Source organism: Olivibacter sp. EAT-5, assembly GCF_044784325.1.
Classification (GTDB): Bacteria; Bacteroidota; Bacteroidia; order Sphingobacteriales; family Sphingobacteriaceae; genus Olivibacter; species Olivibacter oleidegradans.
Window position 1 is genome coordinate 883,285 of sequence record NZ_CP173028.1, and the last position, 24,660, is coordinate 907,944.

Annotated in this window: 22 protein-coding genes; 9 read left to right on the top strand and 13 right to left on the bottom strand. The window is 42.0% G+C overall.

The genetic code is table 11. The features are described 5' to 3' along the window. The first annotated feature begins 209 nt into the window (after positions 1-209). Positions 210-986, top strand: coding sequence for an MBL fold metallo-hydrolase (locus ACH11B_RS03530; protein ID WP_289554361.1), 777 nt, complete (start codon positions 210-212; stop codon positions 984-986). A gap of 90 nt (positions 987-1,076) precedes the next feature. On the opposite strand, the gene ACH11B_RS03535 is transcribed toward ACH11B_RS03530, so the two are convergent. Then, positions 1,077-1,712 (bottom strand): response regulator transcription factor, encoded by a 636-nt coding sequence (locus tag ACH11B_RS03535; RefSeq protein WP_013664023.1) that lies wholly within the window; start codon positions 1,710-1,712, stop codon positions 1,077-1,079. Beyond that, positions 1,678-3,618, bottom strand: coding sequence for a sensor histidine kinase (locus ACH11B_RS03540; protein ID WP_289554362.1), 1,941 nt, complete (start codon positions 3,616-3,618; stop codon positions 1,678-1,680). Before ACH11B_RS03540 ends, ACH11B_RS03535 begins: the two co-directional genes overlap by 35 nt. A 261-nt stretch (positions 3,619-3,879) precedes the next feature. On the opposite strand from ACH11B_RS03540, the gene ACH11B_RS03545 reads away from it, so the two are divergent. Continuing rightward, the gene (locus tag ACH11B_RS03545; protein WP_013664025.1) at positions 3,880-4,356 is read left to right on the top strand and encodes a hypothetical protein; all 477 of its coding nucleotides are present in this window, start codon (positions 3,880-3,882) and stop codon (positions 4,354-4,356) included. A 93-nt stretch (positions 4,357-4,449) separates the two neighbouring features. Here ACH11B_RS03545 and uvrB read toward each other — a convergent pair whose 3' ends face one another. Then, complete coding sequence (gene uvrB / locus ACH11B_RS03550) at positions 4,450-6,477, bottom strand: excinuclease ABC subunit UvrB (protein ID WP_013664026.1); 2,028 nt, start codon at positions 6,475-6,477, stop codon at positions 4,450-4,452. Positions 6,478-6,802: 325 nt separating this feature from the next. On the opposite strand from uvrB, the gene upp reads away from it, so the two are divergent. Beyond that, entirely contained in the window at positions 6,803-7,447 is a 645-nt protein-coding gene (upp, locus tag ACH11B_RS03555) for a uracil phosphoribosyltransferase (RefSeq protein ID WP_013664027.1), read from the top strand. A 725-nt stretch (positions 7,448-8,172) separates the two neighbouring features. Continuing rightward, positions 8,173-8,871, top strand: a complete 699-nt coding sequence (locus tag ACH11B_RS03560; protein ID WP_130858136.1) for a YjjG family noncanonical pyrimidine nucleotidase — start codon at positions 8,173-8,175, stop codon at positions 8,869-8,871. Here the strand turns inward: ACH11B_RS03560 and ACH11B_RS03565 are convergent. The 10 genes from ACH11B_RS03565 to ACH11B_RS03610 form a co-directional block, all read right to left on the bottom strand. Further along, entirely contained in the window at positions 8,863-9,726 is an 864-nt protein-coding gene (locus ACH11B_RS03565) for an ROK family protein (protein ID WP_013664029.1), read from the bottom strand. The genes ACH11B_RS03560 and ACH11B_RS03565 overlap by 9 nt on opposite strands. A gap of 161 nt (positions 9,727-9,887) precedes the next feature. Next, positions 9,888-11,144, bottom strand: coding sequence for a glycoside hydrolase family 88 protein (locus ACH11B_RS03570; RefSeq protein ID WP_289554364.1), 1,257 nt, complete (start codon positions 11,142-11,144; stop codon positions 9,888-9,890). A gap of 288 nt (positions 11,145-11,432) precedes the next feature. Next, positions 11,433-12,197 (bottom strand): SDR family oxidoreductase, encoded by a 765-nt coding sequence (locus ACH11B_RS03575; protein WP_198140348.1) that lies wholly within the window; start codon positions 12,195-12,197, stop codon positions 11,433-11,435. A 10-nt stretch (positions 12,198-12,207) separates the two neighbouring features. Beyond that, on the bottom strand, positions 12,208-13,350 hold the full coding sequence (locus tag ACH11B_RS03580; RefSeq protein WP_289554365.1) for a DUF4861 family protein: 1,143 nt from the start codon (positions 13,348-13,350) through the stop codon (positions 12,208-12,210). Positions 13,351-13,374: 24 nt separating this feature from the next. Then, complete coding sequence (gene kduI / locus ACH11B_RS03585; protein WP_013664033.1) at positions 13,375-14,217, bottom strand: 5-dehydro-4-deoxy-D-glucuronate isomerase; 843 nt, start codon at positions 14,215-14,217, stop codon at positions 13,375-13,377. 157 nt (positions 14,218-14,374) lie between these two features. Continuing rightward, entirely contained in the window at positions 14,375-15,727 is a 1,353-nt protein-coding gene (locus ACH11B_RS03590; RefSeq protein ID WP_289554366.1) for an alpha-L-fucosidase, read from the bottom strand. 56 nt (positions 15,728-15,783) lie between these two features. Further along, the gene (locus tag ACH11B_RS03595; RefSeq protein ID WP_130858141.1) at positions 15,784-16,977 is read right to left on the bottom strand and encodes a glycoside hydrolase family 88 protein; all 1,194 of its coding nucleotides are present in this window, start codon (positions 16,975-16,977) and stop codon (positions 15,784-15,786) included. A 96-nt stretch (positions 16,978-17,073) separates the two neighbouring features. Then, positions 17,074-18,108, bottom strand: coding sequence for a LacI family DNA-binding transcriptional regulator (locus ACH11B_RS03600; protein ID WP_130858142.1), 1,035 nt, complete (start codon positions 18,106-18,108; stop codon positions 17,074-17,076). A gap of 28 nt (positions 18,109-18,136) precedes the next feature. Then, positions 18,137-18,493, bottom strand: coding sequence for a CoA-binding protein (locus ACH11B_RS03605; RefSeq protein ID WP_377611673.1), 357 nt, complete (start codon positions 18,491-18,493; stop codon positions 18,137-18,139). A 170-nt stretch (positions 18,494-18,663) separates the two neighbouring features. Continuing rightward, positions 18,664-20,211 (bottom strand): NAD(P)/FAD-dependent oxidoreductase, encoded by a 1,548-nt coding sequence (locus ACH11B_RS03610; RefSeq protein ID WP_130858151.1) that lies wholly within the window; start codon positions 20,209-20,211, stop codon positions 18,664-18,666. Positions 20,212-21,141: 930 nt separating this feature from the next. Here ACH11B_RS03610 and ACH11B_RS03615 point away from each other — a divergent pair. The 5 genes from ACH11B_RS03615 to ACH11B_RS03635 all read left to right on the top strand — a co-directional run bounded on the left by ACH11B_RS03615 (position 21,142) and on the right by ACH11B_RS03635 (position 24,655). After that, entirely contained in the window at positions 21,142-21,723 is a 582-nt protein-coding gene (locus tag ACH11B_RS03615) for a LemA family protein (RefSeq protein ID WP_013664039.1), read from the top strand. A gap of 67 nt (positions 21,724-21,790) precedes the next feature. Further along, entirely contained in the window at positions 21,791-22,228 is a 438-nt protein-coding gene (locus ACH11B_RS03620; RefSeq protein ID WP_013664040.1) for a TPM domain-containing protein, read from the top strand. 7 nt (positions 22,229-22,235) lie between these two features. Next, entirely contained in the window at positions 22,236-23,030 is a 795-nt protein-coding gene (locus ACH11B_RS03625; RefSeq protein ID WP_149104983.1) for a YgcG family protein, read from the top strand. Between the two features lie 163 nt (positions 23,031-23,193). Next, a complete protein-coding gene (locus ACH11B_RS03630) occupies positions 23,194-23,595 on the top strand; it encodes a hypothetical protein (protein ID WP_013664042.1) in 402 nt (133 codons plus the stop codon). Between the two features lie 133 nt (positions 23,596-23,728). Next, positions 23,729-24,655 carry an alpha/beta hydrolase gene (locus tag ACH11B_RS03635; protein ID WP_242627136.1) on the top strand — a complete coding sequence of 309 codons (927 nt, stop codon included), beginning with the start codon at positions 23,729-23,731 and terminating at the stop codon, positions 24,653-24,655. Positions 24,656-24,660 lie beyond the last annotated feature (5 nt).

Here is a 24,660-nt window from a genome sequence, read left to right on the forward strand (position 1 = left end):
GGGCTGCATGCATCTGCATTCCTGTATGACAGAGGCTCGAACACGCAACGAACACTTGTGAAAAAAAAGCATTTTGTCTAAGTTTGCGCTAATCAATGGGTAAATATACGCTTTTTTAGTTGTAAGTTTTAGGTTATACATTATACGTGGTCCAATCATTCACGGCAGTTTACTTATCACTTATAACTTATTACTTATAACTTATTCGCATGCAAGCATTCTCACTTTATGAAGGTTCCTATTCTGTTGATAGCAGCAAAAAATTTATCCCTTTCGATCCCTTAAAAGATGATCCGAAAGATCGAAAAGGCTCTTTGTTTATTCATATTCATCCCTTCCTCATCCAAACCGCTAAGGATCTGATTTTACTGGACACAGGATTAGGGTATAAGGATGATCTTGGCAATCTGACACTACATAATAATATCAAGAAGGCAGGATTTGATCCTCGTGACGTAAGTTTTGTTTTGATGTCGCACCTACATCAAGACCATGCCGGTGGTATGGTTTTCGAGCACCAAGGCAAGTTACAACTGGCTTTTCCCGAAGCGGAGTATATTGTTTCACGTGGAGAGTGGGAAACTGGTTATAGCGGAAAGTCGGGTTCTTACAAAACCCCAATTTTTGATGTGCTGCAACGTAGCGGAAATCTAGAGCTAGTGGAAGGAAATGGGCGTATTAACGACACCATTACTTACGAACACAGTGGTGGCCATACAGAGTTCCATCAAGTATTTCATATCAGCGAGAACAATTCACATTATTTTTTTGGAGGAGACGAGCTTCCCGAACCGGAGCAGCTTCTCCGAAAGTTTGTTGCTAAATATGATTTTGACGGTAAGAAAGCTATGCAACTTCGGGAAGAATACGGAAACAAAGCAGCAGAAGAAGGATGGACCTGTATGTTTTACCACTCGACGGGAGCCCCCTTTGGCAAGGTTTCCAAGGTAGCTGATAGCTTTCGAGTAGAGCCGTTGGATAGTTAAATAGGAAAATAGTTGAGTAGAAGAAGTCGTTAGGTTGCAGAATTTGGAACTACTTAACCACTTACTATTCTACTACTGAACTATATGAAGCTAGATCAGCTGATATTGCGTGGCTACGCGGATGAGGGCTGCCGCATTTGAAACTTCAAATTTCTGCATCAGATTTCTTCGATGGGTCTCTACCGTATGCGGGCTAATAAACAGTGTTTCGCCAATTTCCACCGTTGTTTTTCCCTCCGCAATACACCGAAGCACCTCCTGTTCGCGCCTGGTAAGTTTCGGTAAATTCATGGGATCATGCAAAGCTGCTTCGAACAAAGATTGCTGCACTTCCGGGCTGAAATAGAGCTTTTTGTTTACAACAGATTGGATCGCATTGATAATTTCTTCCGCGCTTGCATTTTTTAACACATAACCATTAGCTCCATTCTGCAGCATCTTGGTAATCATGCTTCGCTCATTATAATTGCTTATGCCGATAATATGAATATGTGGATGGAGCTGCTTAATCTGTTTACACAGATCAATACCACTGATATCCGGCAAATTAATATCGAGTAAAATTACATCGATATTGTTTTCTGCTAAAAACCGTAAAGCACTTTCGCCATCATGACAGCAAGCTTTGACCGTTACCGATTCGTTATCAGACAATAAGGCCTTCATACCTTCCAGCACCACAGGATGATCGTCAACGATAAGTAGGGATATATGCTTTATTGACATTGAATTCTATATTAATTGTTGTTCCCACATTTTTTTCAGACTGAATATCCAATTGGCCATTCAAATAAGCTACCCTGTTCTTCACGTTATGCAACCCCACTCCTTTTCCTTGTTGGTCGTCGGTATCAAAGCCACAGCCATCATCTTCTACGGTAATAAAAACCTTTCCGTCGTTTTGAATACACTGCACCAGAATGGTGTTTGCTCCAGCGTGTCGCACGGCATTATTGATCAATTCCTGCAAAATACGATAAACCATAATTTGCCGATCTTTATCATCCTCTAAACTAAAACCATAGGTCTGTAAAGATATGCTTATCCCGGATCGCTCAAGATCTTCACAAAAATCGCGAAGTGCGGTTACTAAGCCAAAACGCAATAAAGTTTCCGGCATCATATTCCTAGCGATTCTTCTCAACTCGTTTACAGCTACATCGAGTTTATTAAGAATAATCCTGTGTTGCTCTTGTGCTTGCGGCTCGGGACTTACACAGGGATTTTTAGATAAAAGCAATTTTACATTTGACAGTAATCCGCCTAAACCATCGTGTAAATCACTTGCCAGACGCTTTCTTTCTTGCTCCTGTCCTTGCAACATAGCATTAAAAAATCGTATTTGTTGCTCTTTCTGCATACGCTGAAGCTGTTCTTCGTGCAAATCGCACTGCTGCTTTGCTAACCGTTGTTTGTTTCGATAGAGTAAGTATCCAAGCCCAAGCAATATCAATAGGCACCCCAACACAATACAGATAAAGACCAGCATCGTTTTATTGTATTTCAAGGCCGCTGAATTAAGCTCATTTTCGGCCTTTAGTGATACGATCTCCTTTTCTTTTTTTGCATCTTCATATTTCTTTTCTATTAGGTTTATCTTTACGTTAGTCTGCTTTTCGTTCACTGTGTCGGCCAGCGCAAGATACTCTTTCAAAAGCGCAAAAGCTTTAGCTTTATTGCCGACTGCCTCTTCTACATTTACAAGGTTCCTCAAGCTAATCAGTTTATTTCGAGATAAAGGGAAGGCTTTGTTTTCGTTGTAGACGCGATAAGCCATTTCCTTTGCCTTATCGTACTGCTGATTCTCGAAATATAAATAATACTTACGGTTAAGGAGCTCGATGCGATTGTATGCTTCCTGGCGCTGGTTAGCGAAAGTGATTCCTTCGTTAAAGTTTTTCAGCGCGCGATCGAAATTCTTTTCAACATATTGTTGGTACATTCCTGCGAGGACATAGTAGTTCGTCCAGGGATAGGCTTGCGGATAATCCTTTAATTGCTTATAAGCAAAATTGAGATGTGCTTGCATTCGCTCCCGATTGGCGGGTGAAAAGTCTTCTTGATAAAGCAAGGCCTTCACGATACCTAAATGACTGTTAACAGCATCCGCATATTCATGATGATCAGCGAAAATAAGCGCTGCACGTTGAAAATAGGAATATGCCTTGTCATATTGCTTAATGTCGGCAAAAACATTACCGATATCGTAATAATTGTTTGCCAAGAGCAATGAATCACCTATTCTTTCGAGAATCGGACAGGCTTTTTCGATCAGCAATCTCAAAAAAGTCTCTGTATCGTCTTCGCGTTGACTTATAGCACCTATATTATGCCATACCCGTGCAAGATAACGCTGTGCGTTGTGGGATGTATCTGTTTCCAGTAAAGCTTTGGCTTTTTCAAATGCTCGTCGCGCTTCAGACAGATTATAATGCTCCATGTAAACCCCTGCTACATAATAATGTGCAATGGCAAGCGTTAAAGGTTCTTTCAATCGAACACTTCTCTTGAAGGCATCTTGCGCAAAACCCATCGATTTTGCTGAATCGATGTAAAGCCAGTGATCGGATAAATCCTGAAGTGCACTTATCTTCTTTCGCTCGCTCGCATCACTTTTTAGTACATTCTTCAAACTATCTTCATTAAACGCTAACCTTTGTTGCGCAAATAGCGAATAGCAGGAGAAGAACGATAGATAAAAAACTAAAAAGTAATGCATAAGCAATGGGCGACTAACAAACAAATTTATCGATTCTCTCAAGCATAATTGTAAAGAAAACAAGAATATACCTGAAAACCATTAGAATAAAATCCCGAATGTATAGGATAGCATAAAAGAAAATAAAGCTTCAATTTTGAGCCAATGGTTTTTCAAAAAAATAATTCTAACTTAATGATGAAACAATTTCTTTTCCTTTCAATCTTTTTAATGTTACTCGGGGCTCTGACCATAAAAACGGCTTCAGCCCAAAGTGGAGCTCCCTACAACACCGGTTTTGGTTTGTTTTTAGATCTAGGAAACGGTGGCACTTATGTCGGTCCTCATGTAAAACATTTCTTCACGGAAAACAATGCCGGACAAGCTATGGTATTATTTGGTAACGATATAACTATTCTAGGCGTAGAATACTCTTATAACAAACAAGTTCCTAATGCCGGGGGGCTTATGTGGAACGTAGGTATTGGTCCGCAGGTGTTATTTGGCGATGGCGATACCGGATTTGCCTTCCGCCCACAGGCAGGTCTTGAATTTAAGGTTCCACAGGCTCCTTTAAGTGTTGGTTTCGACTGGCGTCCCTATTGGATAGTTTCGCCCGATTCGGAATTTGAGGCTGGTAGATTTGGGCTTACTTTTAAATACACGCTTTAAAGGTGGAAGGTTTAGGGTGTAGGGGTTAGGGTTGATACTGCCCTGCACCTCATGCCCTTACCTTATACCTAACACCTAATGCCTTACACCTCGCTAAAACTTCTCCTTCATTGTTTTTTCAAGGGCAAACATTTCATCGCGAAGTTTGGCTGCCTGTAAAAAATCCATATCCTTCGCTGCCCGTTCCATGTCTCTTTTTGCAGTATCGATTGCCTTCTGCAGTTGTGCTTTACTCATATATTGCACCACCGGGTCAGCCGCTACACTGCTGGCAGGATCCGGATCGACATAGGCCTTCGCCGCTCCTCCTTTAAAATCGGCAACCGATGTCTGTTCCATAATGGCTTCTCTTGACTTGCCGACCGTACGAGGCACAATACCATGCTCCTCATTATATTTAATTTGCTTCTCTCTTCTTCTATTGGTTTCATCGATCGTTGCCCGCATACTATCAGTAATACTATCGGCATACATAATGACACGCCCCCGGTCGTTTCTCGCCGCTCGGCCAATCGTTTGTATTAGCGATGTTTGTGAACGTAAGAAACCTTCTTTATCGGCGTCTAAAATTGCCACTAAAGTTACTTCGGGCAAATCCAGTCCTTCACGCAGCAAGTTTATTCCCACTAACACGTCAAATTCACCCAAACGAAGTCCACGAAGGATCTCCACCCGTTCCAACGTTTTTATTTCGGAGTGAATATAACGTACTTTTATTCCTAATCGGCTCATATATTTTGTAAGCTCCTCCGACATTCTTTTTGTGAGTGTAGTTACCAAAACCCTTCCTCCTTCTTTGGTTACCTTATCTACCTCATCGAGTAAATCATCAACCTGATTAACTACCGGTCGAATTTCAATGGTTGGATCCAACAAACCTGTCGGCCTAATCACTTGCTCTACCACTACCCCTTCCGTTTTTTGCAGTTCATAATCACCGGGCGTAGCGCTCACATAAATGGTTTGCGGCGCCATTGATTCGAATTCCTGAAAATTCAGCGGTCGGTTATCGAGCGCCGCCGGTAAGCGAAAACCGTATTCTACAAGTGATATCTTTCGAGAGCGGTCGCCACCGTACATAGCCCGTATTTGGGGGACCGTCACATGACTTTCATCAATTACCATTAAATAATCGTCGGGAAAGTAATCTAACAGGCAGAAGGGGCGCATACCAGGTTGTCTGCCATCAAAAAAGCGTGAATAATTTTCGATACCGCTACAATAACCTAACTCGCGCATCATCTCCAAATCATAATTTACACGCTCTTCCAAACGTTTTGCTTCGAGCATCCGCCCATCCTTCACGAGTTGTTCCTTTCGTTGTACTAGTTCATCTTGTATAGCCCATAGGGATTGTGTAAATTTTTCTTTAGGCGTCACAAAAAGGTTAGCAGGAAATAGCGCTAACGTCTCCATCTTATCTAACGTTTTTCCCGATACAGGATCAATGACGCTCAGTTCTTCAATTTCATCTCCGAAGAAAGTAATTCGATAGGCGTCATCCATATAAGCCGGAAAAACATCCACTGTATCACCCTTCACTCTAAAAGTTCCCCGTTTAAAATCAGCGGTTGTTCTTGCGTATAGAATCTCCACCAAACGATGTAAAAAGGCATTTCGGCTGATGGTGGTACCAACGCCGAAGCGAAATACGGAACGTGAAAAATCTTCAGGGTTTCCCATACCGTAGATACAAGAGATTGACGAAACGACAACGATGTCTCTTCGTCCTGACATCAAGGCTGATGTTGTGCGTAAACGTAATTTTTCAATCTCATCGTTAATCTGTAAATCTTTTTCTATATAGGTATTGGAGTGAGCAATATAGGCTTCTGGCTGATAATAATCGTAGTAAGAAACGAAATAGTTTACCGCATTTTCGGGAAAGAACTGCTTCATTTCGCCATAAAGCTGCGCTGCCAAAGTTTTATTATGGCTTAATATAAGGGTTGGCCGTTGTGTTTGCGCAATCACATTGGCAATGGTAAAAGTTTTACCCGAACCGGTGACGCCTAATAGTGTTTGATAATGTTCCCCGGCTTCTACTCCTTCAACCAATTGTCGAATGGCCTCGGGCTGATCACCTGTAGGAACGTATTCAGAGGATATTGTAAATTTCATCTATTATTTTCTTTAATTGCCAATGAGAGCTCGAGTCACTAATAATTACCTTGTGTGTCAATATTATTTATATCTCGGCTTCATTGAGTGATTTATTTAATGGCCGTGGAGATTACGCTTATACAAAACTTTTTGCGTCTGTAATGCTCCAATGCTTTTTATTAATGTTCCGTTGCTTATTCAATTTACGTTATTAAAGGCGTAAATGATACTTATTTGGACCGCTAACGAATTCTGTTATCGTTATGGTAAACAAAGATACGAAAAAGCTGTTTGATTGTTAATTACTAAGTGCGTACAAACCAACACCAAATTGTCTGAACACATGGCCTTTATTCTAAGTAAAGAAAACAGCATTGCGAATCATTTCATTGCTGAAATGCGTGATCTCACTATCCAACAGGACCGAATGCGCTTTCGTCGCAACATGGAGCGTTTGGGCGAAATCTTTGCTTATGAAATAAGCAAAAAATTAGCGTTCAGGGCAGCCGAGGTAGAAACGCCGCTAGGTACCGCTGAAACGTCCTTATTGGTAGCGCAACCTGTACTGATTACGATTGTCCGTGCCGGGCTTCCTTTGCATGAAGGCCTTTTAAATTTTTTCGATCGTGCAGATTGTGGATTTATTGGCGCATACAGAAAAACAAAAAAAAGCGGTGCCTTCGAAATCGAGCGTAAGTATTTAACCTCTCCTGATTTGAAAGGTCGGACAGTTATTGTGATCGATCCAATGATTGCTACGGGTAGCAGCATGGTATTAAGCTGTCAAGAGCTGCTAGCAACTTATGACATCAAAGAATTGCATATTGTTGCCGCAATTGCGAGTGAAGAGGGCGTTGAGCATATTAAGGCCTATTTGCCCAAAGCCCATCTTTGGATTGGTGTAGTAGATAGCGAAATGACCAGCAAGGCTTACATTGTCCCCGGGCTTGGGGATGCCGGTGATTTAGCTTATGGGGAGAAAAGGTAAATAGTTAAGTAGTTGAATCGTTAAGTAGTTAAGTAGTTGATTAGCCAATGTGATGATTAGCCGACATGATTATGAGAAGCAGCGTGACCGAAAGCTGATAGCTGACTGCTGATGGCTAAAAGCTGAAATAATTAGCCAATGTGATGATAGCCGACATGATTAGAGAGGCCAGCGTGGCCGAAAGCCGATAGCTGACTGCTGATGGCTAAAAGCTGAAATAATTAGCCAATGTGATGATTAGCCGACATGAGTAGAGAGGCCAGCGCGACCGAAAGCTGATAGCTGACTGCTGATGGCTAAAAGCTGAAATAATTAGCCAATGTCATGATAGCTGACATGATTAGAGAGGACAGCGTGACCGAAAGCTGATAGCTGACGGCTAAAAGCTGAAATAATTAGCCAATGTGATGATTAGCCGACATGAGTAGAGAGGCCACCGTGGCCGAAAGCCGATAGCTGACTGCTGATGGCTAAAAGCTGAAATAATTAGCCAATGTCATGATAGCCGACATGATTATGAGAGGCCAGCGTGACCGAAAGCTGATAGCTGACTGCTGACGGCTAAAAGCTGAAATAATTAGCCAATGTGATGATTAGCCGACATGAGTTGAGAGACCAGCGCGACCGAAAGCTGATAGCTGACTGCTGATGGCTAAAAGCTGAAATAATTAGCCAATGTGATAATGGTTATAACAACTTATGACTAGTATAGCTATCTTTGTAGTATGTACACAGGTAAGAGGCATCTTTTTTTTGATTTGGACCATACTTTATGGGATTTCGACAAAAATGCAGAGGAAACACTAAACGAACTTTTTATTTCTTATAAGTTTGTTGACCTCGGGATTTCATCAGCAGATCTATTTATAGAAACTTATACCCGTAATAATCAAAGGGTGTGGGCTCTATACCATAATGGAAAGATTGATAAAACAGAATTACGAAGGGCGAGATTTGCGGACACTTTTCAAGAATTGGGTTTATCGCCTACACTTTTTCCGAGCTCCTTTGAGACTGACTATCTTCGTTTATGTCCGCATAAAACGAACTTATTTCCGGGAGTGCATGAAACACTGAGCTACTTAAAAGAGAAATACGTTTTACATTTAATTTCAAATGGCTTTAAAGATGCTGCAGAAATAAAGGTTATAAAAACAGACATCAAAAAGTACTTTTCGCAAATAATCATCTCTGAAGACGTGGGCGTACATAAACCACATCCCGACATATACCATTACTCCTTAACTGCCGCCAAGGCATCAAAGGAAGAGAGTGTTATGATAGGCGACAGCATTGAGGCCGATATCCGAGGGGCACAGGCCTTCGGGCTAGATGCCATTTACTTTAATCCGAACGGGCTTGAAGAACCCATTGATGTTAAACGTAGTATCAGCGCCTTAACCGAACTGAAGCTATTATTTTAGCATATCGGCTGCGCCGTAAATCGCCGCCATCTCTCCGAGGGCTGCTATTTCGATTGGAAAAGTAAAACCTCTATTACTCAATAATTTGTGGGTATGTTCCAAAAAAAGGCCATGTGCCTTGCTAATATTGCCGCCTAAGACTAAACCTTCCGGCGATTTAATGAGTAGATAGTCGGCAATGAACACGCCTAATGTTTCGCCGAACTCACGAAAAACGCCCCTAGCAACATCATCGGTGGGAACGAGCTCGCACAAAGCCTTCACACTTTCTATATGCTGCCCACTCCGCTGGCAATACGTATCCTTTAGCCATCGCCCGGCGAGGTAGTCCTCCGCAATCCCTTCTCGAAAAGGAGCACACCAAAGATCACCATCCTCTGCATGTCCATTCAAAAACAAAGCACTCCCCAGCCCCGTACCTAATGTTAAGCCTACAGCTTTTTTGAAGGCAGCTCCGGCACCGGCAAACATCTCACCCTGTAGAAAACTAGCAGCATCATTTATAAACTTTATTTGCAAAGGATCGATCCCTAATTGGTTGGCCAATAAATTTCGCACATTGACTTGGTATAGGGCTTCATACTTATTCTGTCCCCTCATTAAGCTAACGCCCTGATCATAATCAAAGGGACCGGGAATGGCAATCCCCACTGCAAGCTTCTCAAAACCACCTTTTTGCAATGAGGCTTTAATACAATCAGTCCAAGCACTAATAATTTCGGAAACTGTATCGTGTGAATTTACTGAGCGCCGTTCGAAGCTATCATTGACTAGTGATTTGCTTTCCAGGTTGACCAATGCTGTTGAGATATGTGATCCTCCGATGTCACAACCTACTACAATTTTATTACTCATTAACGTGTTTATAATTTTTAATGGAACGTGAGGCAAATATAATTAAAGCGTTTTAGCAAAAAAATAAAGCTGCAAAATATTATATATTTTTTTTAAGAAAATGTCATTTCGACAGCAATTATAGTTGATTTGACTAACAGACGAGTATCATCGCTTACGAATTAGGGATATCTAAAGCTTGCGTTGAGATTTGAACTATTCATTGTCAACATTTTATAACGCTTCAGTGCCTGTATATAATAATAATCAGCATAAGGCAATGGCACATCCACTTCAGCCATAACGGGAATATAGCCTGCGCCATGCATTAAGATAAAACCGCCATTAGCTCCCAAAAGCGCAGTATATTCGGGAGATGCCAAGGTTTCGAGCATTGCTTCACCGGCTTTGAAGTATGTTTTACCGTTGTTGGTACTATAGCCACTTAACTCCAAAAAAGCGGCCGACATAATTGCTGCGGCAGAGGCATCTCTATAAGTATTAGGAATATCCGGGGCATTAAAATCCCAATATGGCACTTTATCTTTTGGTAAGTTTGGCTCATTCAGGATGTACTCTGCAATATGTTCGGCATAGTTCAAATAGGTTGGATTGCTTGTTTCCCTATAGAGTACGGTAAAACCATATAATGCCCAAGCCTGCCCCCTTGCCCAGCAAGACTCGTCGTTGTAGCCCTGCGCATTGCGTTTATGTTTAACCTTCCCGGTTTTGGTGTCAAAAGTCACAATCTGACAGGTGCTGTAATCGGGCCGTATATGATTTTTCCAAATCGTCTCGGCCTCGTTGCATGCAACTTTATAATAAGCGGAATCACCGGTAGCATGCGTAGCCCAGAACAGCAGTTCCAGATTCATGAGATGATCGATGACAACAACAAATTCTTTATCATTTTGTCTGGTATCCCAAGAACGAATGGCTTTCACTTTAGCGTTATATCTTTTCATCAGCGTTTTGGCACTGGCTACAAGTGTTTTTTGATAAGATACCTGTGGATCTATTTTCATCGCTGTACCGAAACTATTGTACATGATGGCCCCGAGGTCAGCCAATTTATCATTTGTCTGCTGTTTAGCTAAGAGCTTTAACGTTCGCCGCGCTTCTTTGAGTAAGACACTATCATTAGTTTCTTCAAAAAGGGCCCACAATGTTCCGGGATAAAAACCACTTGTCCACCAATCTGAACCGCTCGTTTCGAGGAAATTATTTGCCTTAACGTAAGTTTTTGGCAATTTATCTTCCTGCAACTCTTCCATGAGTAGCTTGTACTGTGTACTTGCATGTTTGAAGCGTTGTTCAATTGTTTCCGTGAGTGATTTATTCCCCTTTGTCGCGACTTGCTTGCCGGTAGAGCAGCCGCCGATCGCAAGAAGAAATAGCAGTAGTTGTAAAAGGTTTCTTTTGATTAATTTTCTTATCATGCTTGAACTCTGTACCGAAATCCCGGATATAAAAAAGTGCAACCCTATGATGGGTTACACTTTTATTATAACGTCGTCTTATGCTTTTTGTTGTATGGTTGATTAATCTTCGTTGCAATCATAAAAAAAGATTTTATTAATCAATTTCTTATCAAATATTTGCTCTTTTATCTTTGAAAGAAAAGAGCAGATAGATTCACTGATGGACCTCTTACCAGGTGTTGCAAGGGAATAGATAAACCGAAGCACCTTGCCAATAATCAAGCGGAGATGTATAAAAAAATTCTTTTACCGCCCCATCCAACCACCATCTACCGTCAAAATCGTACCATGAACATAGTCGGCCGCTTTAGAGGCCAGAAATACAGTCGGTCCCTTAAAATCATCGGGGTCACCCCACCTTCCTGCGGGGATCCGCGCCAGAATAGATTGGCTTCTTTCTTCATCAGCCCGAAGTGCTGATGTATTATCCGTTGCGATATAACCGGGTGCTATCGCGTTGACATTGACGCCACTACCGGCCCATTCATTAGCAAAAGCTTTGGTCAATTGTCCGACAGCACCTTTTGACGCTGCGTAACCGGGCACGTTAATTCCTCCCTGAAAAGTCAGAAGCGAGGCTGTAAATATAATTTTCCCGCTTCCTCTTTGGACCATATCCTTTCCGAATTCACGTGTAATAATAAACTGGGCAGTTTGATTAATGGCTATAATTTCGTCCCAGTATTCATCGGGATGCTCTGCGGCCGGTTTTCTAAGGATATTACCTGCATTGTTCACAAGGATGTCAATACTTTCGTGATCAGCTTTAACCTTCGCTATGAATTGATAAATGGCATTCCGATTTGAAAAATCACACTGATAGGCATAAAATTTACGACCCAGGGCTGTCACCTCTTTTGCGACCGTACTGTCGGATAATTCAAGGGTCGCCGATACACCGATAATGTCTGCACCGGCTTCCGCCAATGCTATAGCCATTGCCTTACCGATCCCCCTTTTGCAGCCTGAAACCAAGGCAAGTTTCCCTTTAAGATCAAATTTATTGAGTATAGACATATTTTTATTTTATTGAAATGCTTAACGGATTATTTACTTTTTCTTTATAGGATGTTAAATATTGTTCCCATTCATTCGCATTGTGAATCTTTCCTGCCTTATCCCAAGCGCCGCCGTTGTAATAAACCAAAGGTTGGTCGGCAATCGCACTAAAATGTGCCAGCAATTGACCTTCATTTTCGGTGATTTCAGGTAGATCCGTTTGCCCGAGCACCGCTATGCCCAAGGTTCCATCTTCGCCATGAGGAGGTTCCCAATAGGCTGCGATACCTTTGCTCAGGTTTTTTATAATCTTCCCCCCTTCTTCCTGACGAAGCACTATACCTGCCACTAGCGGAAGCTTCCCACGTCCCTCGAAATGATAAAGTAGCTCCACTCTATTCAATTGTGAACCAGCATCTAAGGTAATTGTTTTAGTAAGAGACACGACACGATCGTTCACTTGCCAAGGTTCATAACTTAGCCGAAAGGTAGTGCGCAACGGGCCGTTGTCCAGCACTTCATGCTTACGGTAATGCTTTGAATAAATTATTTTATCGGCTGCATAGGGAGCTATATCACCGGCACCTAAGGTCATACCAACGGAATAATAATCCAATCCATCGCCATGATCTTTATGGTAGTCGCCGGTTTTATACCACTCATCGACAACTAATTTTTCCGTTCGCTTCGCCCAAATATCAAGCCCCTGTGCATCATCCGGCCTTCCTTCTAAGGCTTTACCATACATCCGGAAAGCAATTCTGTCATTTTCCCACGCAAAATCATCATATCGTTCCGGTACGTAGCGGGCAAATGTCTTTGCCGTGATCGCGGTGGGCTCCCCCGACACGGCATGGAGTCTGACTTCACTGTTTGCAGGGATCGCTATCCAGATCAACACATTTACAATACTATCGCTGCCCTTTTTCTCCAACTGATAAGCATATTCCTTACCTTTATCATCAACCAGTTTGAAGCATTTAGGTGCAGAATGGGTATTGTATACCCTTAAAAATTCCCGGTAAGGGATGCTGGCCAATTCCTCACGATCAACTGCTAAAGTGTTAGCTATTACCAGCTGTTTTCCTACTTTATCTTTATTATTACAGGAAAGTAGGCCGACCATCATTATAACAAACGCCAGCCATTTATTTTTCTTGTCCATCTTTAATTGGATAACCTGCATGTACTACCTAAGTTCTGTAATGGCACATCCATCCATATCTCCATAATCCATATTTTCGCCCGCCATTCCCCATATAAAGGTGTAATTAGATGTAGCTGCTCCGGCATGTACCGACCAAGGTGGTGATATGACGGCCTGTTCATTCTGCATCCATATATGTCTGGTTTCTTGCGGTTGTCCCATAAAATGGCAAACCGCCTGACCTTGTGGGACCTCGAAATAACAATACACTTCCATACGTCTATCGTGCGTATGTGCAGGCATTGTATTCCAAACACTACCGGTTTTAAGCTCGGTCATTCCCATTTGAAGTTGACATGTCTCCACCACACTTGACACCAATAATTTATTTATAACTCGATGGTTCGCTGTTTCCAAACTTCCCAATTCGACTATTTCGGCATCCGCCTTCGTCACTTTCTTGGTAGGATAGGCATGATGTGCCGGAGCCGAGTTTATGTAGAATTTAGCTGGGTTATTTTGGTCTTTACTAGCAAAAATCACCTCCTTCTTTCCTTTTCCAATATACAATGCCTCCTTGAAGCCAATATCAAATGATTCACCATCTACTTTAACAATACCGGCACCACCTATATTAATTAATCCAAGTTCTCTCCGTTCCAAAAAGTAAGGTGCTTTCAATGGATCGATGGTTTCTAAAACTACCTCCTGTGCAATAGGCATGACACCGCCAGCAATATATCGGTCGTAATGGGTATATACCAACGTGATTTTGTTTTCTTCAAATAATCTTTCAATTAAGAAATTACTTCTCAAGGCCTCCGTGTCCATGCCTTTCGTTTCGGTTGGACTCGAAGCATAACGGGTTTCATACGTAGTGCTCATTATTTCAGTTTTTATTTTTTTACTAACTAATTGGCGTTTTAGTGGGCTAATATACAAGAAAGTCAGGAAAGGCGCAAACGTTTACATTGGTTAATATGGTCATGTAGCTTAGCATATATGCAGTAGTCTAGTTGATTGGAGTAATCCGTTTGATGTTTTATTCTTTCACGTACAGTTTTAACACACGTATGGCATTATCATATGGATCTTTTTCAGGTAATGAAATCGTAACTCCCTTGTTTCCGTCACTCTTTACATTTCTCATCTCTCCCGTTTCTACCAATTGACAGTTCTGAACCTTATCTTTAGCTATAGCAAGCTTTAAGGTGTTATCAGGAAGTTCATCCAGTATATGCGCATAGATAATTTGGCCACCTTCTATTCTCTTTTGAGTAAGAACGACTCCCTTGTTTGTTGGTACGTCACGAAGCGGTTGCGTGGCATATACTGCTTCACCGTGAGTAAGCATCCATGCCCCCATTTCCCGTAACCGTCTAATGGCCGGAAGCGGAAGCGTACCGTCCGGTTTAGGGCCAATATTAAGTAAATAATTTCCTCCCTTACTTGCATTACTTACCAAGTAACGTAACATTTGTCCGGATGATTTCCAGTTAAAATCCTTACTATGCCATGCCCAGGTATGATTCATGGTTGCAGGCGTTTGCCACGGTTTATCGAGCAATTGTTTGGGATAGGCATTATCCATCATCTCCAAAAAATCAATCTCGTTTCCGGGGTCATGCATCGCTATACGTCCATTGATCAAACATTTACTGCTTAATTTTCGAACTAAATGAATCAGCTCATCTCTTCGGGCAGGTGTAATCAATTCCTTCGCCTCCTCGTCCCAAGTATCAAACCACAATAAATCAGGGTCATAGCGTTCGATTAATTCCTGAACTTGCGGCAGGCTCTTCTCTTTCCAATATTTTTCGAAATCACGGCTTTTTCTTGCGGGTTTCCAGTAAGGAATAGCGCCATTGGGATGTTCCCAATCCTGCCAATGCGAATAGTAAAAGCCATATTTCAAACCGTATTTTTTACAGGCATCTACAAGCTCTCCTAAAATATCCCGGCCCCTGAGCGGTGTAGCCGCTATATCGTAATTTGAGACATTTGAGTCCCATAATGCAAACCCATCATGGTGCTTGGCAGTTATCACAAAATACTTCATCCCTGCGTTCTTCGCTTCCTTAATCCATTCATCTGCATTGAAACGACTTGGGTTAAATTTTTCGACTAAGGCTTGGTATTCGTTATTGGGAATCTCTAAACGTTGCTGTATCCATTCGGCATACCAGCTTTTTCCGTTTGCAAGTGCTGTATCCGGCATTGTTCTTCCATTGTAGGTACCACCCAATATGCTGTAAAGCCCCCAATGGACAAACATACCGAACCTTGCTTCTTTAAACCAGCTAATTTTCTCGACTTCTTTTCTCGATACCTCTTGCGCAATCACCGAGTAATAAAGGCCAAGCAAGACGAGTATCATACTGAAAAATCGTTTCATTCTTATTAATTTTAACTTACACCATCTCCTAATAACTCACCTGAATTTGGCATGCTCTATAAATACCAATCTTTATAACGTTTAAGCGCTTCCAAAAAATAATAATCTGCATAAATAATTGGTCTATCGATCTCAGAATTTAACGGAAAGGCGCCCGTGCTATGCTGCAGAAGAAAACCACCATTTTCGCCAAATTTAGATCGGTAAGTATCACTTGCTAAAGAACGCAACATCTGCTCTGCACTTTTCAAATACAAGCGTTTTTTATCCCCCTCTACATATTGCCCGAGTTCCAACAATGCGGAAGCTATAAGTGCACCGGCAGAGGCATCTCGTTCAGCATAAGGCATGAAAGGCGCATCGAAGTCCCAGTAGGGGATTTTGTCTTCCGGAAGATTGGGATGATTCAAGATAAAGGCGGCAATGCCTTCTGCTTGTTTCAAATAGGCTTCATTTTTCGTATCTCTGTACATGAGTGTATACCCATAAAGCGCCCAGCCTTGCCCCCTTGCCCAAGCAGAACTATTAGCAGCACCTTGCCAGGTAGCTTTTCTGCGTACCGTTCCATTGTTTGGGTTATAATCAATTACATGAAAGGAACTGAAATCGGGACGGAAATGATTCTTAAGCGTTGTGTTCGCATGTGTGATCGCGATTTCTTTATATCGCTTATCGCCTCCATGATCGCTCACCCAGTTCAGCATTTCGAGGTTCATCATGTTATCAATGATCACGGGACAGTCCCAGAACTTATTTTTATTCCATGATTGAATCGCTTGAATTTCGGGTCTATAACGCGTTGCTAAAGAGGCAGCCGATTGAAACAGAATATCCTTATAGGCATTGTCACGCGTGATACGATAGGCATTTCCGAAGCTACAAAACATCATGAACCCCAGATCATGGTTGCCGGTAAAAGTTTTATTCGGTTCAATCAATTTTAGTGTTCGCAAAGCCTCTTGATGGATAGTTTCATCTTTTGTTTGCTCATAAATCAACCATAATGATCCCGGATAAAAGCCGCTGCACCACCATTGAATGTCGCGCGCGTCGATTTTGCCTGTTTTCGGATCCCAATTTTGAGGCAACTTTTCAGATGGTATATTATTGGCAAGCACTTTATATTGCGCTCTTGCAAAATCAAAGTTTGCTTGAATCAGTTCTTTCATGCTTTTAGTTTGCGCGAAAGACTGTATACCTGATAGCATGATGCTTATAAGTATAAAAACCGGCTTGATTATTTTGGCCATCGTTATATTGGTTAAGTGTTTGGATTATGACGGCCAAAATAGTAGAAATAAGTAGTAATTGCAATCGATTACATTACACAATCGTTTGCATAAATTTCACGTTGTCATTCGCCTCACCAATGTTACGGGAACGATTTCTCGCGTATCATTTATAGCCCTTAGGGATTTATCCTTTAACAAGTTCAGCAATTTTTGGGCAACCCGATTTGCCATTTCAACAGGATGCTGGTCGATTGTTGTTATCGGTGGCGAAATAATAGACGCTCTCGGATCGTTTGAATAACCGACAATCTTCAGTTCATCAGGAATTTTTATCCCTTGTTCCCGAGCAAACTCGACAGCCGCTAAAGCGGTTGTGTCGTTTGATGCAAAAATGCCGTCAGGTCGCTCCTTACCGACAAATATCTGCCTTAGGCTATTCCACGCATTTTCCGCCGTAAGTTCTTGATAGAAACACCATTTCCTTTCAAGTTTTATTTTCGCTTTGTCTAAAGCATGTTGAAAACCTTCCGTTCGTTCCTTATAGATACTACATGACAATGGCCCCGAGATATAAGCAATTTTTGAACAGCCGGTTTCTATCAGATGATTGCCGGCCAACAAACCACCACGATAATCGTCGCCTTTGATAATATGCGCTGCATAGGTTTTTGTTGGAACCCGATCGTAAAAAATTAAGGGGATGCCCTGTTTAGTGAAACCATCGAAGTGCTTATAATCCTCTGTGTACAACGCTAACGAAACGACCAAGGCGTCTACTCGTGAAGAGTATAAGGTTGCGGCCAGCTTCTGTTCGATCGATTCGGAATCATTCGACTGGCAAACCATTAAGCTATATCCCTCTTCCTGCAACCTATTCTGTAAAGCGGTAATAAAAATCGCATGGAAGTACATGGAGATTCTGGGCACAATCATTCCAATGATATTAGAGCGCTTATTTCTTAACGACGAGGCCATGCTATTGTGCCGGTAGCCTAATTCCTCTGCCTTATCCTTCACCCGTTTCCGTGTTGCTTCACTTATTCGAGGATTATCATTTAATGCTCTCGAAACGGTTGCAGCCGAAACGTTCAAGGCCTCTGCTATATCAACAATGCTAATTTCGGACTTATCCGGTTTATGTTCTCTCATAAAACCCAAACATGGAGTCTACATTTAGTTAATATTGGCCAGTACTTAATAAAACGAGCGTGCAGGCATAAACAGGTTCAATTCCATTGGTTTTCGCCAATGCAGCAAGCTCATCGTTTTCTGTACCTGGGTTAAATATAATACGTTTAGGCTTAGTTTTCATAAGATAATCATAATATTGTCCTTGCAGTTTCGGCCCAATATAAAGGGTGACGGTATGAATATCGTGTAAAGGCTCTCTGGGCGGGACAATATCTACTCCTGCTACTGCGCCCTTTTTGATTCCCACATTAACAATTTCATGGCCAGCTGCCACCAAGCGATTCGCGGCTAAATAAGCATATCGCGCCGGGTTAGTGGTAGCTCCTAATATAAGGGTTTTCATATTCTTTGTCTATTTATTTGTTATTCGTCGTTGGTTATTAGTTATTGGTTATTGGTTGTTCGTTATTGGTATTGCTTTAGGCTTTACCACCTTGCTATAAGCAAGCATTAGGCCGCACGCCATGGGCCTCACTCCTTTAACGCTACACCCCACACCTTTCACTTCACACCTTATTCCCTATCTCCTATTCTACTAACACAATTCATGCCATCGATAGCCGCCGAAACAATTCCGCCCGCATAACCTGCTCCTTCGCCACAGGGGTATAAACCTTCGATCTCGGGGTGTTGTAAAGTATCTTTATCTCTAGGAATGCGTATCGGAGAAGAAGTTCTGGATTCGACACCAACCAACACGGCCTCATTTGTATAATAGCCTTGCATTTTTTTTCCAAAAAGTGGCAAGGCGCCTTTTAGTGCCTTATATATAAAGTTCGGAAGCAACTCTTCTAATTGAACGGATTTCAATCCAGGCTTATAAGAATTTATAGGTAAATCGGCTGACAATTTTCCTTCTACAAAGTCTATCATTCGTTGTGCGGGCGCCACCAGTTGTCCACCACCCAGGTCATATGCTTTTCGCTCGACTTGTTGCTGAAATGCGAGTAAAGCAAAAGGATTTGTGTGCGCCCCTGCAACGTCTTCCAAGTTCACCTGAACAACTGTTCCTGAATTCGCGTAGGGATTATTTCGTTTAGATGGCGACCATCCGTTCACTACAATCTCGCGCTCACCGGTAGCACAAGGTGCAATGATGCCGCCAGGACACATGCAGAAGGAAAACACGCCTCGATTGTCAATTTGCTCAACCAGGCTGTAGTAGGCCGGTGGCAGGTGCTCACTCCGTATCGAACAATGATATTGGGCTTGATCGACAATTTCCTGGGGATGTTCAATGCGCACGCCCAGAGCAAATGGTTTTGCCTCAACCAACCATTTCTTCCGTTCAAAAAGATAGAAAATATCTCTCGCCGAATGCCCTGTAGCTAAAATGACATGATTACCAACTACCTCTTCCCCATTGTGTAAAACAACGCCTTGTAATTTCTTATTCTTAACGACCATATCGACTACCTTGGAGTCGAAACGTATTTCTCCTCCAAATAAAATGATCTTTTCGCGAATAGCTTCTATAATATGTGGTAGTTTGTTCGTTCCGATATGCGGTCGAGCGTCCACAAGGATGTCCGGCGTAGCACCGTGATCGACGAGGATTTGCAGAACCTTTTGCACATCACCCCTTTTATTAGAACGTGTATACAACTTTCCATCGGAATAAGTACCCGCCCCCCCTTCACCAAAACAGTAGTTCGATTCCACGTTAACTAAACCTGCTTTGTTAATCGCCGCTAAATCACGACGCCTGTCTTTCACGGCTTTGCCCCGTTCCAAGACAACTGGTTTGAAACCTAGCTCCAAACATTGCAGGGCTGCAAATAACCCTGCCGGTCCAGCACCTATAATAATAACGGGTTGGCTTTTTGAAACGTCGTGATAATTAATTTTCGGAACGGTTAAGGTTACTGCTTCATCGATATAGACAACAAGGCGTAATCGGTAAACTACTTTTCGTCCGCGGGCATCAATTGATCTTTTTCTGATTTGAAGCGATTGGATACGTTTCGGTGTTACCTTAAGTTGTGCGGCCGCCTGTCGGAGGATGAAGTGATCGTCCGAAATATTTTCGGGATTCACCGCTAATTCGATTTCTTTTTGCATACTATATTGCCCGGTTGTTATCCAGGATATACAAAGGTAAAAAATTTTGTTGTCAGTCATTTATCTCAAGATAAATCCTCCGAGATTTGACTTTTAATGTAAAGAGGTTGTTGTTTAAATTAAAAGAACGTTTTTGTTTTTCTTTTTATTCGTTATTGTTTGTTTTAAAAAGCACTCATGCTACTTCGTGGTTTCCGCAAAAAAGAACAAAAACCGACCGTAGGGAGCTCATGAGCACCAAAAATAGACAAAACGCGAATAATCTCATCGCTTGGAAGTTTGCTACAACGGTAGTGCATCAACTTGCAAGCCGCAAACTTCCTAGGTGATATTTTAGCAGAACGGAAGGCTTCTACTTTTAACCCGACTTATTAGCTTTAGCCCAGTACTATAGCCTTGTGCGCGGGAGAAGCGGCCTTGGAGGATACCGACGCAACGGGCAGCAAAGCATTTGCACCTCTGTTCATTGTGCAGTATCCAAGCGGATTGAGGAAGTGAAACGGCTCCAATATGCGCCGTTGATGCTTTGCCATCAGGTGCAAGGTAGCCTACACACGCCTTGATCTTTTGTAACTTTTGGATCAAACCAAAAGTTAAATAAAAAAGGTCAAGAAACCTTCCCGTTAAGTAAAGCTTGAATGCCTTAAAAAAACGAAAACTTAATGAAAAGAAAGAAAGAAGTTAAAATAAACGTTCTTTTAAAATCATTCCATCATGAAAATAATACGTATTAACCTGAGAAAGCCGGACTGACAAAACCAGTTGTTTATAATAAATGGCAGAACATTTGCTATAGCAGAATAAGTTCCGGAGATAATATCAACGGAGGTTACTTGTAGACGGCTAATTTGTATTTGTATTCGTGAATAACAAGCATTTTACATAAGTTTGTTAAGCAGGTAAAAATGATCAACATTAAAAGAAAAGACAATGATTAAAAGATTTATTTTTGGTTTAGTTGGCTTGATTGCCACCTTATCGCTGAGCTCATGTGGCTACAATAGTATGGTTAAATTGGATGAGAATGTTCAATCCAAATGGGCTGAGGTGGAGAATGCCTATCAACGTCGCGCCGACCTGATTCCGAATTTGGTGAATACCGTAAAAGGTGCTGCCAATTTCGAACAGCAAACATTAACAAGTGTAGTGGAAGCGCGTGCGAAAGCGACATCCATTAATATCGATCCATCGAACCTAACACCGGAAGCCATAAAAAAATTCGAAGACGCCCAGGGCGCTCTTACAGGATCATTAAGTCGTTTAATGGCTGTAGCGGAAAACTATCCTGAGCTAAAAGCCACTGAAAGTTTTCAGGGTTTACAGGCTCAACTAGAAGGAACAGAAAACAGGATTGCCGTTGCGCGTCGTGGCTTTAATGAAGCGACACAACAATACAACTCGACAATCCGCTCTTTCCCGAATAATTTGATGGCTGGTATCTTTGGCTTCAAAGCAAAGGGCTATTTCACCTCTCAAGCCGGTGCGGACAAAGCGCCTGAAGTGAAATTTTAAACGATAATGTACCACACGGAAGGCTCGCCTGAGGGCAAGCCTTTCACACTTTAACCTTCGGAAAGAGATGAATATTTTCAATAGTGAAGAACAAGAACACATTGCACATGCGATTGGTTTAGCGGAGGCAAATACCTCCGGAGAAATCCGCATTTGTGTGGAGAAAAGATGCGATCAGGAAGTACTTTCTCGTGCAGCAGCGTGTTTTAACCAACTTGGTATGCACAAAACCAACCTGCGCAATGGTGTACTCATTTACCTTTCTGTTGACGATCATAAATTTGCCATTATAGGCGATGCCGGTATCAACAATAAAGTTGAACCTGACTTTTGGGACACTACAAAGGATAAAATGCTGGCCTATTTCAAGACTGGCAATTTAGTAGAAGGTATAATAGCGGGCATTGAATCTGCCGGAAGCAAACTTAAAGTTCTATTTCCACGTGAACATGACGATGTAAACGAACTGCCTAATGATATTGTGTTTATGAATCGTCCAAAATAAAGCAAACATGAGAGCTTACCAGACCTTGTTCTTTTCTTTTATATTCTTTTTATCAACTTTAGTAAAAGCTCAGGATTTCCCTCCCCCGTCCAGAACATTGGTGACCGACTTTACCGGTACGCTAACGGATGCTCAGCGGCAGCAGCTTGAAAGTAAGCTAGTTGCTTTTGCTGACACCTCTTCAACGCAAATAGCCGTTGTGATTATGCGTTCGGTAGGTGATTACGACATAGCCGACTATGGAGTACGACTAGCCCAGCAATGGGGTATTGGAACAAAAGGTAAAGATAATGGGATTTTGTTGCTTGTTGCCAAGGAAGACAGAAAAGTAACTATCCAAACCGGTTATGGTGTAGAGGGTGCCGTACCCGATGCCATCGCTTTTCAAATTATTCGAAATATTATTACACCTGCATTTAGGCAGGGCGACTATTTTACAGGAATTAATCGGGCTACAGATGCGCTCATCTCTTACACGAAAGGAGAGTTTAAAGCTGAACCACGTAAGAACAGAGGAGGAGGTGGAAGCGGTGGACTCATCCTAACTGTGATTATAATTGCTGTTATCATTAGTTTACTTGCCAGCAGAGGTGGGGGCAAAGGGGGCGGTGGGCAAGTCATCGGTGGCCGTGGTGCATCTGATCTATTCTGGCTTACCATGTTAAGCGGCATGGGACGCGGAGGAAACCGGGGTGGAGGATTCGGTGGCGGCGGTGGCGGAGGCTTTGGTGGTGGAGGTGGAGGCTTCGGCGGCTTTGGAGGAGGAAGCTTTGGTGGCGGAGGCTCCAGTGGAAGTTGGTAGGTAGTTGAGTAGTTAAGTGGTTGAGTAGTAGTAGTAGTAGTAGTAGTAGTAGTCGCATTGTCTTTAGAAGCGTTATCGGAACAACAAACAACGAGCATAACCATAACTGATAACGCCCAACTCAAAGAAATACTGCTAGTAACAGAAAACTGATAGCTTAAAAATGTTAAAACGAGATTCTTTAACCGCACAAATGCAGCAACTAAGCCATACACTGGCAAAGGTGAAAAGGCTGATCATAGAAGACCATGAACCAAAAGCACTGGAAGAGGTAATTTATACTTTAGAACACTATTATGGTACTTCCCAAAAAGCATTGGTTGCCATATCCACTGATGTGTTTATGGATCAAATCCGAGAACAAGCTTATAAGGCAGAAGAATTGAATATGCTAGCGGCCTTCTTAGATGAGCTTGCAGGCCTTAATGATGATGAAGAAACGAGAAAGAACCTATGGGCTAAAGTTATTGCGCTTTATGATTTCATCGAAGAAGAATTTCAAACACTTTCTTTTGATCACATTGCAAGAAGAAATATTTTAGTTAGGGCACTCGGTATGGAGTAATTATTTTGGGTCAAACTAGGTTGTTCGGTATCAATCGTGATATTTAGCTATATTTAGCATCTAAAATGATCGTATCATTTCTACACTTCAACAAACAGAATACATGATTCTTAAACTAGCTTTATAAACTTTTATGAACTTAAAAATCAAAATGTTGATCCTTTCGTGCATGACATGTCATTTAGTAAGCGCACAGACGGGTGATTTCCAACCCATTTACCCAAACGGCAAGATTCCCAATGAACGACCGGATAAAACGGCGGTAACAGAAGTAAGTGAGATAGGAAAGGATGGCATCGAGCGAATATCGTCAGTCAGTATCCCGGCGATAAAGTATTATGCACCAAATAAGCGCAAAAGTAAGGGGTCTGCCATTATTATTTGTCCAGGCGGCGGTTATGGCATTTTGGCCATGGGACATGAAGGGGATCAAATAGGCAAAAAATTTGCAGAGAACGGTATTGCTGCTTTTGTTCTAAAATATAGGTTGCCCAACGAAGCTTTGATGCAGGATAAGAGCATTGGCCCCCTACAGGATGTCCAACAAGCATTCAAACTTGTTAGGGAGCAGGCTGAAACGTATGGTATCAATCCACAAAAAATCGGTATTATCGGTTTTTCTGCGGGGGGGCATTTGGCCTCTTCGGCAGGTGTACATTATCAAGATGTTAAAATTGATAATCCAAAGAAAACCAGTCTTCGCCCCGATTTTATGTTACTGATCTACCCCGTTATTAGTATGGACTCCGGCATTACACACGGCGGCTCGCGTAATAATTTGCTAGGAAAAATGCCGAACAAGGAGATGGTAAACTATTTTTCCAATGAAACACAAGTTACTTCAGATACGCCACCTACCCTTTTGGTCCATGCAGAAGATGATACCGCTGTTCCGATTGCCAATAGCAAACGCTTTTACGAAGCATTACAAAAACAGCAGGTCCCTTCCAAGCTAATCACTTATCCTCATGGAGGACATGGCTTTGGTTTACACAATAAAACAACCACTGACAAATGGTTTGACCATGCCTTGGTATGGTTACATGAAATAGGCTTTTAGTGGTA